Consider the following 15,356-nt stretch of genomic DNA (forward strand, 5'->3'; position numbering starts at 1 on the left):
GAGAAACACTCATACTCCGAGGAACCAACAAATCCGATTTCCTGATAGAATCGTCCCCTCATACAACCCGTTCGAGTGAAGGCATAAGACCACAAACCTGCCTTCGAGTTGTGGCCACACACAACCGGTCAGAATTGAGCACTTAATGATCAAAGACGCAACTTCAGAAAGCGCCAGAAAGCCCTCCGGAACCCCTGGTGGAATCGGGTCTGAACCCTCCCGCCGCTTTTGCGTGGCGCCGATGATGGATTGGACGACTCCGCAATATCGCTACCTTGCCCGACTGCTGAGCCGGCATACCCTGCTTTATACCGAGATGGTCACAACCGGTGCGCTGATTCACGGCGATACGGAGCGTTTTTTGCACCACAACTCTGCCGAGTACCCGCTGGCCCTGCAACTGGGTGGTAGTGATGCGGGTGAACTGGCACATTGCGCACGACTGGCGGAGCAATTCGGTTTCAGTGAGGTAAACCTGAACGTTGGTTGCCCCAGCGACCGGGTTCAGAACAACATGATTGGCGCCTGCCTGATGGGGCATCCGGACAAGGTGGCTGAAGGCGTTCGCGCCATGATCGAAGCCACCAGCCTTCCGGTCACGGTTAAGCACCGCATTGGTATCAATGGCCGGGAGTCTTGGGAGGATCTTTGTGAATTCGTCGACAAAGTCAGTGCTGCAGGTTGTCGTACGTTTATTGTCCATGCACGTATAGCCATTCTCGAAGGGCTAAGCCCGAAGGAAAACCGGGATGTGCCGCCATTAAAATACGATTGGGCATACCGGCTGAAACAGGAATACCCTCACCTTGAGATCATTATCAACGGTGGCATCAAAACCTTTGCTGAGTGTCACGAGCACCTGGAACATACTGACGGCGTTATGCTGGGCCGCGAGGCATACCATAACCCCTGGCTTCTGGCGGGCGTGGATCCGGAGTTCTTTGGCAGCGAGGCTCCCGTTGCTTCGCGCCACGACGCACTCAGGGCCATGTATCCTTATATCCAGAGCGAACTGGAACGCGGTGTTTTTCTCGGTCACATATCCCGACACATCCTGGGGCTTTTCCACGGTGTTCCCGGTGGACGCCAGTTTCGCCGGTATATCAGCGAGAACGCTCATAAGCCGGGCGCCGACCTGGAGGTCATCCAGACCGCTCTGGATAAGGTCCGGGAGCCTGCTCAGCCAGCAATGACTGAAACGACGGAGAACGCCTGACCGCGACCTTAAGGCATTATTACCAACACCTTACTTTTTGCTGTCTTGTTCCTGTCTTTTCAGCCCGCTATTGTAGAAGCACAATCCACATCCGGGATTCGGATGTACCGAAAAAATAACTCGGACGACAGCCCTAATGACCAACAAGCTAGACCAACTGAAAACCATGACCACGGTAGTGGCGGATACGGGTGACATTGGCGCCATTGCCCAGTGGCGCCCTCAGGACGCCACAACAAATCCATCACTGCTGCTCAAGGCAGCTGCTTCCGACGCCTATCGCCCTATGCTCGATAAAGCAGTTACGATGGCACGGAAACGAGGCGGCTCTGATACCGAACAGTTAACGGTGGCAACTGATATGTTGGCGGTTCTGGCGGGCCAGGAAATACTCAGTCTGATACCCGGTGTGGTTTCGACGGAAGTTGATGCACGCTTGTCATTCGATACAGAGGCTACGCTCAGGCGCGCCCGGCGCCTTATCGAACTCTACGACCAGCAGGGAGTCGATACCAGCAGGGTTCTTATCAAGATTGCGTCGACCTGGGAAGGCATCCGCGCGGCGGAGATACTTGAGCAGGAAGGCATTCATTGCAACCTCACGCTTCTGTTTTCATTTGTGCAGGCTGCAGCTTGCGCCCAGGCAGGGGCATTCCTGATTTCCCCTTTCGTTGGGCGCATACTCGACTGGCATCTCGCCAGCAGTGGCCGGGATAGTTTTCCCGCCGCCGAGGACCCAGGTGTGCTATCGGTCGCCCGGATCTATAATTACTACAAGGCCAATGGTTTCAGCACGGTAGTCATGGGTGCGAGTTTCCGAAACACCGGGGAAATTGAAATGTTGGCAGGCTGCGATCGTCTGACCATCAGCCCTGCGTTACTGCAGGAGCTGCAAGACGACACCGGCACCCTGGAGCAAAAGCTTTCGGCCTCTGCAGCCACTTCATCCGACGGTTTCGGAGTTCTGGATGAGAAGCGGTTTCGCTGGGAGTCTAATGAAGACGCCATGGCCACCGAAAAACTGGCAGACGGCATTCGGCGCTTTACCAACGACCAGATTGAGCTGGAGAACCAGGTTCGCCAGCTCGCCAGTAAAGCGGCCTGATTTTCAATGCACCGGAATGGTCATGTCCGATTATGATTGAGAGCCTGAAAAAACTGTTTAGTGCACCGAAAACAGAGCATCATGAGTTTGATGCCCACCAGCTTGCGGTCGCTGCAACCGCTTTGATGGTGCAGCTTTCGCGGGTAGATCACCACGAAGACGAACGAGAACTAAAGGCTATCGTAGAGTGTGCAATAAAAGCCCACCAGGTAACCCGGGAAGAAGCGGAAGAGATTCTCAACGATGCACTGGCCCATGCTGAGGATGCTACTTCACTGTATGAATTTACCGGGCAGATAAATGAACACCTGGATCAGGAAGGCAAACAGTCGCTGCTGGAAAATATCTGGCAGGTTGCGCTCGCAGATGACCGCATAGACAAATACGAAGAACACCTTATTCGCCGTATGGCAGATCTGCTGCATCTTAACCATCGGGAGTTCATACAGGCGCGACACAAGGCAGAGAGTGCTCGCTCCTGACCGAGACATAACAAAGGAAATCGCATGCTAGCTATTCTTCATCCCAACACAGCTCTGGACAGTGAAGCTTATCGCCAGACGATGCACTTTCTGGAGAACCTGCCAGGCGTATCGGTGCGGGTGCATGAAATACAGGGCGTCAGCCAGCGTCTGACCGAGATATATCTGCTGGGCGACACCAAACCCCTCGACAAGGCAGAAATCGAAGCTTTGCCGGCAGTAGAACGGGCCATTCGGATATCCGACGACTACCGGATTCTGGGGCGTCATAAAGACGACAACCGTCAGACAGGCTTTAGCTATAACGGCGTGGACTTCAACCAGTCCAACCTGAATATCTTCGCCGGTCTCTGCGCCGTGGACGTGCCCGAGCATGTAGAAATGATGCTGAAAGCCCTGGAAGAGAATGGCCAGGTTTGCACACGCATGGGTGCCTACAAGCCTCGCACCAATCCCTATTCATTTCAGGGGCATGGCAAAGGCTGTCTACCATGGGTATTTGAAAAAGCGGGCAAACACGGTATCAAAGTGGTCGCCATGGAGATCACCCATGAAAGCCACATTGAAGAAATCGATACCTGCCTGGAGAAACTCGGGCGCCCTACGGGTGTCATGCTTCAGGTAGGGACCCGGAACACTCAGAACTTTGAGCTGCTAAAAGCCATTGGTCGTCAGAGTACTTATCCGGTTCTGCTCAAGCGCGGGTTCGGTATTACCTTGAACGAATCCCTGAATGCTGCGGAATACCTTGCCAGCGAAGGCAATGCAAACGTCATTTTTTGCCTGCGAGGGATGAAGACCGAGGCTGGTCAACCGCACCGCAACATGGTGGATTTTGCTCACGTGCCGGCCGTTAAACGGCTTACGCGCATGCCTGTCTGCGTCGACCCTTCTCATTCCGTAGGCACTCGCGAGAAGTCGCCAGACGGCATTCTGGACGTTATGCACGCAACGGCACAGGGTGTGATCTCCGGGGCCAACATGGTTCTGGTGGACTTCCACCCCAAGCCGGAAAAAGCACTTGTAGACGGCCCTCAAGCGCTCTTGATGAACGAGCTACCCGCCTATCTTGAAGATATACACCTCTGCCACGATACCTGGATAAAACGCCAGGCCATTTACCAACGCCTGAAAGGTGAATCATCAAAATGATCGTCTACGGACATCGGGGCGCGAAAGGCGAAGCCCCAGAGAACACTCTTGCCGGTTTCAAGCACGCCTACCGGCAGGGTGTTCGACATTTTGAGCTGGATCTGGTGCTATCGAAAGATGGCAAACCTGTGCTGGTGCATGATCTGACGACCGATCGGACGACTGACCAGAAAGGCCATGTGAGCCAGTATACGGCAGCAGAGCTTGCGGCCATGGACGCCCGTCGCAACACAGTTTCATGGCCGGTAAGAACCGGAATCCCTTCGCTGGAAGACCTCCTTGATGAGTTCGGTGATATTGAGCATTTTCAGCTGGAGGTAAAGAAGGATTCCCGTGCCAGGCTGAACATTCTCTGCAATCGTTTAACGGAAGTTATCCAGCACCGTAACCTCTACCAGACGGCAGCCATTACGTCGGCAGATACCTGGTTTCTGAAAGAAATACGCAGAAGAAACAAACGCATTCGCACCGGGCTGGTAGCAGAGCGGCGGTTCCCTCGCCCCCTGGGCGTAGCAACGCGTTTAGGCTGCGACTACTTGTGTATCAACTGGAAGCTTTGTTCACCAGAGTTGGTCGAGAATGCTCGTAGAAGAGAAATGCATGTCTCCTGCTGGACGGTTAACCGTATTCAGGACATGCTTCAGCTGGAAGCCATGGGCGTAAACAGCATCATTACAGATTACCCCACAAGCACACGCATGTTTTTTGATAACCGCGCACGTGCTGCCGTTTCACTGCCTGACCGCCAGGAAAGCACAGCGGCGGGTAATGAGGCATTACCCGCCAACTGATCATCAGCCCGCTCAGAAGATCCGGTTCAGGCCATTCAATGCAGCTACCCGATAAGCTTCCGCCATGGTCGGGTAGTTAAAGGTTGTGTTGATAAAGTAATCGAGAGAGTTGGCTTCACCCTTCTGGTTCATGATGGCCTGGCCGATATGAACGATCTCGGCAGCCTGGTCACCAAAGCAATGAATGCCCAGAATCTGCTTGGTCTCACGATGAAACAGGATTTTCAGCATACCGACCGCCTCGCCGGTTATCTGCGCCCTTGCCAGATGTTTGAAAAAAGCCTGCCCGACTTCATAGGGCACCTTGGCTTCTGTTAGCTCACGCTCGGTTTTACCAACAGAACTGATTTCAGGGATCGTGTAAATGCCCGTGGGTACATCTGAAACAAACCGGAAGTACTCATCATGCACGATATCCGAGGATGCAGAACGGCCCTGGTCATAAGCAGCACTCGCAAGGCTTGGCCAGCCGATAACATCCCCGGCGGCGTAGACGTTCTCTACCTCTGTGCGGTAATGCTCATCAACGGACAGCTGACCACGGCTATTAGGTGTCAGGCCAATATTCTCGAGCGCCAGGCTGTCGGTGTTACCGCTCCGGCCATTACACCAGAGAAACGCATCCGCGCGAATTTTCTTGCCCGACTGCAACGAGAGGACCACCCCGTGGTCATCTCCATCTACCGATTCGTATTGCTCATTGTGACGCACCAGCACACCGTTGTTACGCAGGTGGTAGCTCAGAGCGTCTGATATTTCATCATCAAGGAACGACAGCAGGCGACTACCCGGATTAATCAGATCAACCTTTACACCAAGCCCGGCAAAAATAGACGCATACTCTGAACCGATTACACCAGCGCCATAGATAATCAGAGTCCGCGGTGTATGGGAGAGATTCAGGATGGTATCCGAGTTGTAGATCCGATGGTGTCTGAAATCCAGATCAGGCGGCAGATACGGGCGTGAGCCGGTTGCGATGATGACTTGCTTGAAGTGCAGCGTCTCAACCGACTTGTTACCACGGACCTCTAGACGATTGTTGTCAAGGAAGGACGCGCGGCCGTTGATCAAATCGACCCGGTTACGGGAGTAAAACTGGGTTCTGAGCTTTACCTGTTTACCAATAACCTTCTGTGCGCTTTGCAGCACCCGGGGAAACGAGAACCAGCGAGGCTCTCCGATATCCCGGAACATCTGATTGGTGTTAAAGGTAATGATTTGTTTGACCGAGTGACGCAAAGCCTTGGAAGGAATCGTTCCCCAATGGGTGCAGTTGCCCCCCACTGTGGGCTTGTCTTCAACGATAGCAACACGCTTGCCATGCTTGGTCGCATTCATTGCCGCTCCTTCACCGGAAGGACCAGCACCGATAACGACGACGTCGTAATGATGTTCTGCCATGCGCGCATTGACTCCTTATTTGCGTCGGAAAAAATAGTTGTGATTATGAAATCTACCAGCGTTTACTACTTGCGACCTGTTTTGGTCGCATCATAAGCCAGTTCCTCGGGAGCCAGTGCCTCCGAAGCAACGCGCTGGTTTTCCTCTTCACACTTCTGGGTGTTGCCACCACAAATATCACAGGACGAGCTGATGCCAAGGGCACCAATACCGCCACAGGTACCGCTGATCGGTTTACGCCCGAAAATCACGCCAACAGACATGCCGGCAACCAATAGAACCACAATCAACAAAACCAGAAGAAAGGTACCCATACTGCCCTCCCCTTACTGAGTAACGTAGGACGAAAACGCTGGAGTCTGATGCCCTTCAAACCCGTTTTCAGTCCGGATAATAAAATAGGCCGGAATATTTTCCCGTGTTGCGAGCGCACTCGCCCGCTCAAAACCCATTACGGTGAAACCGGTCGCCAGAGCGTCTGCACTCATGCTGTCATCTGCGATAACCGTTACAGAAGCCAGGTTATGCGTTATGGGCTTTCCGGTCTCAGGGTCTATTGTATGGGAGAAACGCCGCCCTTCCGATTCGTAATAGTTACGATAGTCTCCCGACGTGGCCATTGCGCGAGAAGGCAAAGAAACAATCAGGTTTATCGTATGCTCAGCAGCTTCCACCGGCTGCTCGATAGCTAGCCTCCACACATTGCCATCAGGCTTAGCCCCGCTGGTACGGACCTCTCCACCGATTTCGACAAGATATGACTCTATTCCCTCGCTATCCAGATAGCGGGCCACCGCATCAACACCATAACCTTTTGCGATGGCGGAAAGATCGATGTACTGGGGCAAAGCCGCCTTTACTGCAGGCGGGCTGGCCCGGAGTGCAAGCTGCTCGTAACCCGTTCTGGACAGAACCTGAGCCAGACGTTGCTCTGAGGGAATCTGTTCTGGTCTTGCTTCCGGTCCGAAGCCCCAGAGATTCACCACTGGCCCTATGGTTACGTCAAATGCTCCATCTGTCAGCCGTGAAATCTCATCGGCTTTAGCCAGAACCTCATAAAGTCCTTTCGATAACGGAACCCAGTCCGACTGATCTTCCCGACGATTCAGCTTCGACAGTTCGGAATCTTTCCGCCAGGTCGACATGGAAGCATCGACATCTTCAAGAGCTTCATCAATACCTTTAGCAAGAACTTCCAGCTTTTTACGATCTTCCGGTGCTACAACACTGATGTGGTAGGTGGTGCCAAACACAGGGCCTGAGATTTCCCAGACTTCTTCGTCCGGCTGAAACGAACAACCCGCCAGGGCCGCCAAGGCCAGCATCATAAAGACACTGGTCAAGACCGCCCTGGCGGGTTGAAGCATGCGGAATGTCATCTGAAAGGTTTAACCTCCGAAGTCATCCAGCATGATGTTCTCGTCTTCAACACCCATATCTTTTAGCATCTTGATAACCGATGCGTTCATGATAGGGGGGCCGCACATGTAGAACTCACAGTCTTCAGGAGCAGGATGATCCTTCAGGTAGTTCTCATAGAGTACGTTATGGATAAAGCCTGTAGGGCCGTCCCAGTTGTCCTCGGGTTGTGCGTCGGACAGGGCAACGTGCCATTCGAAGTTATCGTTCTCTTCGGCAAGCCCGTCGAAGTCTTCCACGTAGAACATCTCGCGGACACTTCGGGCACCATACCAGAAGCTGATCTTGCGCTTCGAATTCAGGCGCTTAAGTTGGTCAAAGATGTGCGAACGCATAGGCGCCATGCCAGCGCCACCACCAACGAACACCATTTCCGCCTCGGTTTTCTTGGCGAAAAACTCACCAAACGGCCCCATCACCGTAACCTTGTCACCTGGCTTCAGGTTGAACACGTAGCTGGACATGATGCCCGGCAGGTGATCAGTTCCCGGAGGCGGAGTAGCGATACGGATATTGAACTTGAGGACACCCTTCTCTTCCGGATAGTTCGCCATGGAATAGGCGCGGATGGTCTCTTCCTTGTTGATCGCTTTGTAGCGCCAAATATCCAGCTTGTCCCAATCACCGTGAAAATCCTTCTCGATATCAAAATCTTTGAAGTCAATTTCGTATGGAGGGCATTCAAGCTGAACATAGCCGCCGGCGCGGAAGTCAACTTCCTCACCTTCTGGCAGTTTCAACACAAGTTCTTTAATAAAGGTGGCTACGTTATGGTTGGAAACAACCTCACACTCCCACTTTTTAACACCAAAGAACTCTTCAGGAACCTCAATTTTCATGTCCTGCTTGACCGGAACCTGACACGACAGACGCCAGCCTTCCTTCTCTTCACGGTTCGTGAAGTGAGTTTTTTCCGTAGGCAGCATAGCGCCGCCGCCATCAAACACCTTGCACTTGCACTGGGCACAGGTACCGCCGCCGCCACAGGCTGACGACAGGAAAATACCGTTGTTAGCCAGGGTACCCAGAAGCTTCCCACCGGCTTCCGTTTTCACGGTATGTTCCGGATCGTCATTGATTTCGATAGTCACATCACCGGTGCTTACCAGTTTGGATCTTGCCGCGAGGATGATCGCCACAAGCGCCAGAACGATAACGGTGAACATGACCACGCCGAGTATGATTTCTGTATACATGGTCTCGCCTTTTCGTTAAACCGAATCACCGGATGAATTACAGGGAAATCCCCGAGAAGGACATAAAGCCAAGGGACATCAAACCTACAGTAATGAAGGTGATACCCAGACCGCGCAGACCATCCGGAACATCGCTGTACTTCAGCTTTTCGCGGATTCCGGCCAGAGCAATAATGGCCAAAGCCCAGCCTACGCCAGCACCAAAGCCATATACCACACTCTCACTGAAGGTGTAGTCACGTTCCACCATGAACAGTGCCGCACCCATGATGGCGCAGTTAACCGTAATCAGCGGAAGGAACACGCCCAGTGCGGAATAGAGTGCCGGGATATACTTGTCCAGAATCATCTCCATGATCTGAACAATGGCTGCAATAACACCAATGTAAGTAATCAACCCAAGGAAACTCAGATCGACATTGGGCAAGCCTGCCCATGCCAGAGCGCCTTCGCGCAGTATGTTGTTGTAGATCAGATTGTTAACCGGAACGGTCAACGTCAGAACCACAATTACGGCAATACCCAGACCGGTAGCGGCCTCTATCTTCTTGGAAATGGCAAGAAAGGTGCACATACCCAGGAAGAACGCGAGTGCCATGTTCTCAATGAAAATAGCCTTGAGAAGCAGGCTGATATAGTGCTCCATCAGAACGCCTCCTTATGGGTGTGGCGGGACATTTTGTAATCCGGCTCTTCTACCTGCTCAGGTTTCCAGGCACGCAGACCCCAGATCGCCAGGCCAATAATGAAGAAGGCACTCGGTGGCAGCAGCAGCAGACCGTTGGTGATATACCAGCCGCCTTCGTTAACCGGAGTCAGCAGGGTTACCCCAAACAGTGAACCAGCACCCAACAGTTCGCGGAAAAAGGCCACGAACAACAGCATAATCGAGTAACCCATGCCGTTACCGACACCATCCAGGAAGCTCAGCCAGGGGCCATTCTTCATGGCAAAGCCTTCAGCACGCCCCATTACGATACAGTTGGTAATGATCAGACCAACAAATACAGAAAGCTGTTTGCTGATCTCATAGGCATAGGCCTTGAGTATCTGATCGACCACAATAACCAGGGAGGCGATAATGGTCATCTGCACAATGATCCGGATACTCCCCGGAATCTGGGTGCGAACCAGTGATACAGCCAGGTTGGAAAACGCGGTAACAGCGATAACAGACAGACACATAACGATGGTAACGTTCATGCTGGTGGTTACCGCCAGCGCTGAACAGATACCGAGGATCTGTAGTCCGATCGGGTTGTTACTGAATATCGGTTCGAAAAGAACCTGTTTGGCATTTACGTCAGCCATGATCAGACCTCCCCTTCACGAAGTTTCTTGAGGAACGGTGCATAACCCCGGTCACCCATCCAGTAGTTAACCAGCTGCTGAACGCCACGACTGGTCAGTGTTGCACCGGAAAGCGCATCGACCTTGTGTTCTTTATCGGCAGCATTGGCACCCACTCCGCCTTTCACAAGACGAATTTGCGGTTCCGTTTTATCATCTCCGTAAAGCTCTTTACCAACCCACTGGCTCTTCCAGCGGGGGTTATCCACTTCACCGCCAAGACCCGGTGTTTCTGCGTGAGCGTAGAAACCCAGACCTTCAATGGTGTTCAGATCACCTTCAAGAGACACAAAGCCATACAGAGTAGACCAAAGCCCGTAGCCATGAATCGGGAGTACCACACGCGTGAGATTTCCGTTCTCGCTCAGAGTGTAAATCTTGGCAATATTCGGACGACGCTTGATGCCTGCCTTGTCTTCTGAGGAAGGTATGTTTGTGGACATCTCGGGATCCGACGCGGCTTTGTACATATCGTACTTCATTGGATCCTGCACATTTACGTAAGACGGTTCCACGTAGTCACCAGTCTCCAGGTCCACCAGGCGCACTTCGAATTGCGAAAAAATCTCTTCGATTTCTTCAGCACCCGCTCCCTGAGGCAACATTCCCGCAGCAGAAAGGATATTGGTTTTGATATCCAGATTCTGGTTCTGGATCTGCGCAGGACGAAGCACTACCGCCGCCGTAGAAACCACAACGGAGAAGACGATACTCAGCACCAACGCAACAATCAGCGTTCTCGAGACAGTTTCTTTACTTTTAGCCACGAGCGAGCCTCCTTTTAACGTTGGCCTGAACCACGTAATGATCCATAAGCGGAGCAAAGAGGTTAGCAAACAGAATTGCCAGCATGATGCCTTCCGGGAAGGCCGGGTTGATGACCCGGATCAGGATGGTCATTACACCCACCAGAATACCGAAGCACCAGCGGCCAGTGTTGGTCATCGCCGCAGAGACAGGGTCCGTCGCCATAAACATCATACCGAAGGCAAACCCACCCATAACCAGATGCCAGTGGGCAGGGATTGCAAACATCGGATTGGTTTCAGAACCAACGACATTCAGCAAAACAGACATGCCGATCATACCGATCAGGACACCGCCAACAATCCGGTAGCTGGCGATACGCATTGCAACCAGCGCCAACCCACCGATAAGCACAGCCAAGGTAGAGGTTTCGCCCATGGAGCCTTGAATAGAGCCCATGAATGCGTTCATCCAGCCGATGTTGTTTTCCAGTGCTTCCATGCCGCCGCTAGCGGCCCAGCTCAGAGCCGTGGCGCCACTAAAGCCGTCAACCGCGGTCCAAACCGTATCACCGGAAATTTGAGCCGGATAGGCAAAGTACAGGAATGCCCGACCGGTCAGCGCAGGGTTCAGGAAGTTCTTTCCGGTTCCACCGAAAACTTCCTTACCAATCACAACACCAAAGGTGATACCCAGAGCTACCTGCCAAAGCGGAATAGACGGTGGGCAGATCAGTGCAAACAGGATAGAGGTTACAAAGAAGCCTTCATTCACCTCGTGACGACGCACGGTTGCGAACAGAACCTCCCAGAAACCACCAACCACGAAGGTCACTGCGTAAACAGGAATGAAGTACGCCATCCCGTATACGAAATTATCCCAGACACCCGCACCAGAGCCTGTGACGGCAAGCGCCTGTATAAAGGCAGCACGCAGGCCACCGTCAGCAATCAGCGCATCAGGGTTGGATGCCAGAAAGCTGTTAGCCTGAAAGCCAATATTCCACATCCCAAAGAACATTGCCGGAAAGGTACACATCCAAACCGTGATCATGATGCGCTTGAGATCAACGCCATCACGCACGTGAGAGGTCGTAGAAGTTACCGAACTGGGCGTGTAGAAAATGGTATCGGCAGCTTCGTAGAGCGCATACCAGCGCTCATACTTTCCGCCTTTTTCAAAATGATGCTCGATTCCATCGAGAAACTGTCTGATAGCCATCGTGTTAGCCCTCGATCTCGATTCGGGTCAGGTTCTCACGGAGAATCGGACCATATTCATATTTACCCGGGCACACGAAGGTGCACAGCGCCAGATCCTCTTCATCCAGTTCCAGAGCGCCGAGCTTCTGAGCCATTTCGGTATCACCGACAATCAGCGCACGCAGCAACTGGGTAGGCAGGATATCCAGAGGCATAACCTTCTCATAAGCACCTACCGGCACCATCGCTCTTTCACTACCATTGGTCGTGGTGGTGAAATTGAACAGCTTGCCGCCAGTGAACTTGGACAGGTAGATATTCAGAACCGAGAACTTGTTAACTCCAGGAGACAACCATCCCATAAAGTGACGCTTGTTGCCTTCTTCGAGCAAAGACACCTGGTTGGCAAAACGGCCAAGGTAAGCGCAGGGTCCTTCGCCACGGCGGCCACCAAAAACCGAACCGGAGATCGCGCGCACGTCGCAATCTGTAGCCACTTCACCGTCAAGCAGCTCTGCCAGGCTGGCGCCCAGACGTGTGCGTACCAGACGCGGCTTCAAGGCTTTAGGCCCACCAAGGGCAACAATCCGGCCAACGTTCAGCTCGCCAGTTGTAAAAAGCTGCCCCACATCAATCACGTCCTGGTAATTGATAGTCCAGACACTCTTGGTGACAGATACCGGGTCAAGGTGATGAATGTGAGTCCCTACGTTCCCGGCGGGATGCACGCCATCAAACTGCTGTACGTCAATGTTGTCCGCTTTTGGAACAGACACATTGGAGCCAGGCCGACCGGTCACAAACACTTTGCCAGAAGTAAGCCTGCCCAGAACTGTCAGGCCGTTCTCGAACGCAGCAGCATTTTCTGCGATCACAAGCGTGGGATCAGCTGCCAGCGGGTTGGTGTCCATGACGGATACGAAAATGGAATGCGGAGCGCTATCGATGGCCGGCACTTTGCTGTAAGGACGGGTCTTGAGCGCCGTCCACAGCCCGGACTCGACCAGGTTATCAACCACCTGTTGACGTTCCAGACCAGCAAGATCCGATTCACTGAAGCGGGCGAAGGTTTCAGCTTCGTCACCATCAATTTCGATGACAACTGACTGAAAAACCCGACGATCGCCGCGATTAATTTCTTTCACCACACCTGCAGCGGGTGATGTATAACGAACGCCTTCGGTCTTCTTGTCCGTGAACAGCAGCGTACCGCGCTTGACACGGTCCCCTTCTTGAACAGCCATCGTCGGCTTCATGCCGGTGTAGTCAAAACCGATTAGCGCCACATGGCGAATCGGCTTGCCGTCTGTAATGGTCTGTTCGGGAGCGCCGCTGATGGGAAGATCCAGGCCTTTTTTGATCTTGATCATTAGCCTCATCCAATCATCAGAAACTATTCGATGCATTTGTATCATCCGCCCCCTGCGGCCCAGAAACGGTCGAGAAACGGGGGGACAGACATACCCAAAATCGCGCCAATTATAGAGTCTAAGGCAAGCTATTTCCACCTGAAACGAGAACAGGTTTATACCGGAGCCTAATCCCTCAGCAGCCAGCCACAGTTAATAAAAAACCCGACGCCTTCCGACGCCGGGTTTTCAGAGTTGCCTGCGCCAACTCAGGCGCATCAATCTCAGTCGCGTGTACGCTTCGGGAAGATGGGGTAATCGATACCGGCCATCTGGTTCACCACCCGGATAACCTGGGCACTGTACCCGAACTCGTTGTCGTACCAAACGTAGAGAATCAGGCGTTTGCCTGCGGCAATTGTCGCCTGAGCGTCAACGACACCGGCGTGCCGGGAACCGACAAAATCGGTAGATACCACTTCCGGAGAATTCACAAAGTCGATCTGTTTCTGCAATTCCGAGTGCAATGCCATCTCACGCAAGTAGTCATTGACACTTTCTACATCAACCTCTTTCTTCAGGTTGAGATTAAGAATCGCCATGGAAACGTTCGGGGTAGGCACCCTGATAGCATTACCCGTAAGCTTGCCCTTCAGCTCCGGCAGAGCTTTGGAGACTGCCTTCGCCGCCCCAGTCTCGGTAAGCACCATATTGAGTGCGGCGCTTCGCCCGCGACGGCTGCCCTTGTGGTAGTTATCGATCAGGTTCTGGTCGTTGGTATAAGAGTGCACTGTTTCAACGTGCCCGTCTTCAATACCGTACTCGTCGTAAATCGCTTTCAGAACCGGAGTAATGGCGTTGGTGGTACACGAAGCAGCTGACAGGATCTTGTCTTCATCAGTAATCCAGTCACTGTTGATGCCGTAAACAATATTCTTGATATCGCCCTTACCCGGCGCAGTCAACAGCACCCGGCTGACACCTTTGGATTTCAGGTGCATACCCAGGCCTTCCTCGTCACGCCACATACCGGTGTTATCGACAACAATAGCGTTGTTAATGCCGTACTGGGTGTAATCCACCTTGTCCGGGCCGTCCGAGTAGATCACCTTGATAAAGTTACCGTTAGCGATCAGCGCCGACTCTTCCTCGTCCACACGAATTGTGCCATCAAAGGGGCCGTGGACGGAGTCTCTGCGTAACAGGCTGGCGCGCTTTTCCAGATCGCTTTCCGCACCACCATGACGAACAACAATGGCTCTCAGCCGCAGATTATTACCGCCACCAGCCTTCTCGATCAGAATACGTGCAAGCAAACGCCCGATGCGTCCGAAACCATAAAGCACAACGTCTTTGGTTTCGTTGCTTGCGTCTTCTTTTGACTGGGATGCATACAGCCCTGCTACAGAGCCAATTTCTCTTTTGAGAAACTCGGCCAGATCACCACCTTCTTCCTTGAATTTTACCGCCAGCTTCCCGATATCAACGTGAGCACGCCCAAGGTCCATAGTGTCCATAACCTGCAGAATCGGCAGGGTATCGTGAACGGACAACTCACTGTGCTCCACCTGACGCACAAATCGGTGGGCGCGGATAATATCGATAACCGACTGGTTGATGATCGCGCGGCCGTAAACGGAGGTAACAACATTGTTTTTACGGTAAAGACGGCCAATCAGCGGAATCATAGCCTCCGCAGTGGATTCTCTGTCCATCCAGTTGGACAAGCACTGGTTCATCTGTTCGTGACTCACGGTAGGGACCCCTATGTTTCGCACGTGGAATAATCAAGGTCGGGCATTATCCAACTTAAAGTGTCTTACGGCAAATACGAACTGGCACGGACATCGTACATTCGCCGCCATGACACCGTCATCTGTGGGCGTTAGAATAGCGGCCTCACCGGCTCCCACAACCTTCCACCAACCCACTGCAGGAGAAAA

The 15,356-nt window shown here is 52.9% G+C and carries 15 protein-coding genes; 5 read left to right on the top strand and 10 right to left on the bottom strand.

Features of this window, described 5'->3' with window-relative positions:
- The first annotated feature begins 145 nt into the window (after positions 1-145).
- From dusA to Q4606_RS07400, 5 genes are all read left to right on the top strand, one after another.
- Entirely contained in the window at positions 146-1,216 is a 1,071-nt protein-coding gene (gene dusA / locus Q4606_RS07380; protein ID WP_303607134.1) for a tRNA dihydrouridine(20/20a) synthase DusA, read from the top strand.
- Between the two features lie 136 nt (positions 1,217-1,352).
- The gene (tal, locus tag Q4606_RS07385; protein ID WP_303593470.1) at positions 1,353-2,321 is read left to right on the top strand and encodes a transaldolase; all 969 of its coding nucleotides are present in this window, start codon (positions 1,353-1,355) and stop codon (positions 2,319-2,321) included.
- Positions 2,322-2,353: 32 nt separating this feature from the next.
- The gene (locus Q4606_RS07390) at positions 2,354-2,803 is read left to right on the top strand and encodes a TerB family tellurite resistance protein (protein WP_303607135.1); all 450 of its coding nucleotides are present in this window, start codon (positions 2,354-2,356) and stop codon (positions 2,801-2,803) included.
- Between the two features lie 24 nt (positions 2,804-2,827).
- Complete coding sequence (locus tag Q4606_RS07395) at positions 2,828-3,955, top strand: 3-deoxy-7-phosphoheptulonate synthase (RefSeq protein WP_303607136.1); 1,128 nt, start codon at positions 2,828-2,830, stop codon at positions 3,953-3,955.
- A complete protein-coding gene (locus Q4606_RS07400; protein ID WP_303593474.1) occupies positions 3,952-4,746 on the top strand; it encodes a glycerophosphodiester phosphodiesterase in 795 nt (264 codons plus the stop codon). The genes Q4606_RS07395 and Q4606_RS07400 overlap by 4 nt, the downstream gene beginning before the upstream one ends.
- Before the next feature lie 12 nt (positions 4,747-4,758).
- Here Q4606_RS07400 and sthA read toward each other — a convergent pair whose 3' ends face one another.
- The 10 genes from sthA to Q4606_RS07450 form a co-directional block, all read right to left on the bottom strand.
- Positions 4,759-6,150 carry a Si-specific NAD(P)(+) transhydrogenase gene (gene sthA / locus Q4606_RS07405; protein ID WP_303607137.1) on the bottom strand — a complete coding sequence of 464 codons (1,392 nt, stop codon included), beginning with the start codon at positions 6,148-6,150 and terminating at the stop codon, positions 4,759-4,761.
- Positions 6,151-6,215: 65 nt separating this feature from the next.
- Complete coding sequence (nqrM, locus tag Q4606_RS07410) at positions 6,216-6,464, bottom strand: (Na+)-NQR maturation NqrM (protein WP_303607138.1); 249 nt, start codon at positions 6,462-6,464, stop codon at positions 6,216-6,218.
- A gap of 12 nt (positions 6,465-6,476) precedes the next feature.
- Entirely contained in the window at positions 6,477-7,529 is a 1,053-nt protein-coding gene (locus Q4606_RS07415) for an FAD:protein FMN transferase (RefSeq protein WP_303607139.1), read from the bottom strand.
- A gap of 9 nt (positions 7,530-7,538) precedes the next feature.
- A complete protein-coding gene (gene nqrF / locus Q4606_RS07420) occupies positions 7,539-8,765 on the bottom strand; it encodes an NADH:ubiquinone reductase (Na(+)-transporting) subunit F (protein WP_303593481.1) in 1,227 nt (408 codons plus the stop codon).
- A 37-nt stretch (positions 8,766-8,802) separates the two neighbouring features.
- Complete coding sequence (nqrE, locus tag Q4606_RS07425) at positions 8,803-9,411, bottom strand: NADH:ubiquinone reductase (Na(+)-transporting) subunit E (RefSeq protein WP_303593482.1); 609 nt, start codon at positions 9,409-9,411, stop codon at positions 8,803-8,805.
- Positions 9,411-10,076, bottom strand: coding sequence for an NADH:ubiquinone reductase (Na(+)-transporting) subunit D (locus Q4606_RS07430; protein WP_303593484.1), 666 nt, complete (start codon positions 10,074-10,076; stop codon positions 9,411-9,413). The genes nqrE and Q4606_RS07430 overlap by 1 nt, the downstream gene beginning before the upstream one ends.
- A 2-nt stretch (positions 10,077-10,078) precedes the next feature.
- Positions 10,079-10,882, bottom strand: coding sequence for a Na(+)-translocating NADH-quinone reductase subunit C (locus Q4606_RS07435; protein WP_303593486.1), 804 nt, complete (start codon positions 10,880-10,882; stop codon positions 10,079-10,081).
- Entirely contained in the window at positions 10,875-12,083 is a 1,209-nt protein-coding gene (locus tag Q4606_RS07440) for an NADH:ubiquinone reductase (Na(+)-transporting) subunit B (RefSeq protein WP_303593488.1), read from the bottom strand. Before Q4606_RS07440 ends, Q4606_RS07435 begins: the two co-directional genes overlap by 8 nt.
- A gap of 4 nt (positions 12,084-12,087) precedes the next feature.
- Positions 12,088-13,434, bottom strand: a complete 1,347-nt coding sequence (locus tag Q4606_RS07445) for a Na(+)-translocating NADH-quinone reductase subunit A (RefSeq protein ID WP_303593490.1) — start codon at positions 13,432-13,434, stop codon at positions 12,088-12,090.
- 263 nt (positions 13,435-13,697) lie between these two features.
- Complete coding sequence (locus Q4606_RS07450) at positions 13,698-15,152, bottom strand: glyceraldehyde-3-phosphate dehydrogenase (RefSeq protein WP_303607365.1); 1,455 nt, start codon at positions 15,150-15,152, stop codon at positions 13,698-13,700.
- Positions 15,153-15,356: the final 204 nt, after the last annotated feature.

Source organism: Marinobacter sp. 1_MG-2023 (genome assembly GCF_030549045.1).
GTDB lineage: Bacteria > Pseudomonadota > Gammaproteobacteria > Pseudomonadales > Oleiphilaceae > Marinobacter.

Excerpts from the sequence above, each read along its gene's own strand:
- dusA (WP_303607134.1), top strand. The coding sequence starts at position 146 with ATGATCAAAGACGCAACTTCAGAAAGCGCCAGAAAGCCCTCCGGAACC.
- tal (WP_303593470.1), top strand. The coding sequence starts at position 1,353 with ATGACCAACAAGCTAGACCAACTGAAAACCATGACCACGGTAGTGGCG.
- Q4606_RS07390 (WP_303607135.1), top strand. The coding sequence starts at position 2,354 with ATGATTGAGAGCCTGAAAAAACTGTTTAGTGCACCGAAAACAGAGCAT.
- Q4606_RS07395 (WP_303607136.1), top strand. The coding sequence starts at position 2,828 with ATGCTAGCTATTCTTCATCCCAACACAGCTCTGGACAGTGAAGCTTAT.
- Q4606_RS07400 (WP_303593474.1), top strand. The coding sequence starts at position 3,952 with ATGATCGTCTACGGACATCGGGGCGCGAAAGGCGAAGCCCCAGAGAAC.
- sthA (WP_303607137.1), bottom strand. The coding sequence starts at position 6,150 with ATGGCAGAACATCATTACGACGTCGTCGTTATCGGTGCTGGTCCTTCC.
- nqrM (WP_303607138.1), bottom strand. The coding sequence starts at position 6,464 with ATGGGTACCTTTCTTCTGGTTTTGTTGATTGTGGTTCTATTGGTTGCC.
- Q4606_RS07415 (WP_303607139.1), bottom strand. The coding sequence starts at position 7,529 with ATGACATTCCGCATGCTTCAACCCGCCAGGGCGGTCTTGACCAGTGTC.
- nqrF (WP_303593481.1), bottom strand. The coding sequence starts at position 8,765 with ATGTATACAGAAATCATACTCGGCGTGGTCATGTTCACCGTTATCGTT.
- nqrE (WP_303593482.1), bottom strand. The coding sequence starts at position 9,411 with ATGGAGCACTATATCAGCCTGCTTCTCAAGGCTATTTTCATTGAGAAC.
- Q4606_RS07430 (WP_303593484.1), bottom strand. The coding sequence starts at position 10,076 with ATGGCTGACGTAAATGCCAAACAGGTTCTTTTCGAACCGATATTCAGT.
- Q4606_RS07440 (WP_303593488.1), bottom strand. The coding sequence starts at position 12,083 with ATGGCTATCAGACAGTTTCTCGATGGAATCGAGCATCATTTTGAAAAA.
- Q4606_RS07445 (WP_303593490.1), bottom strand. The coding sequence starts at position 13,434 with ATGATCAAGATCAAAAAAGGCCTGGATCTTCCCATCAGCGGCGCTCCC.
- Q4606_RS07450 (WP_303607365.1), bottom strand. The coding sequence starts at position 15,152 with ATGAACCAGTGCTTGTCCAACTGGATGGACAGAGAATCCACTGCGGAG.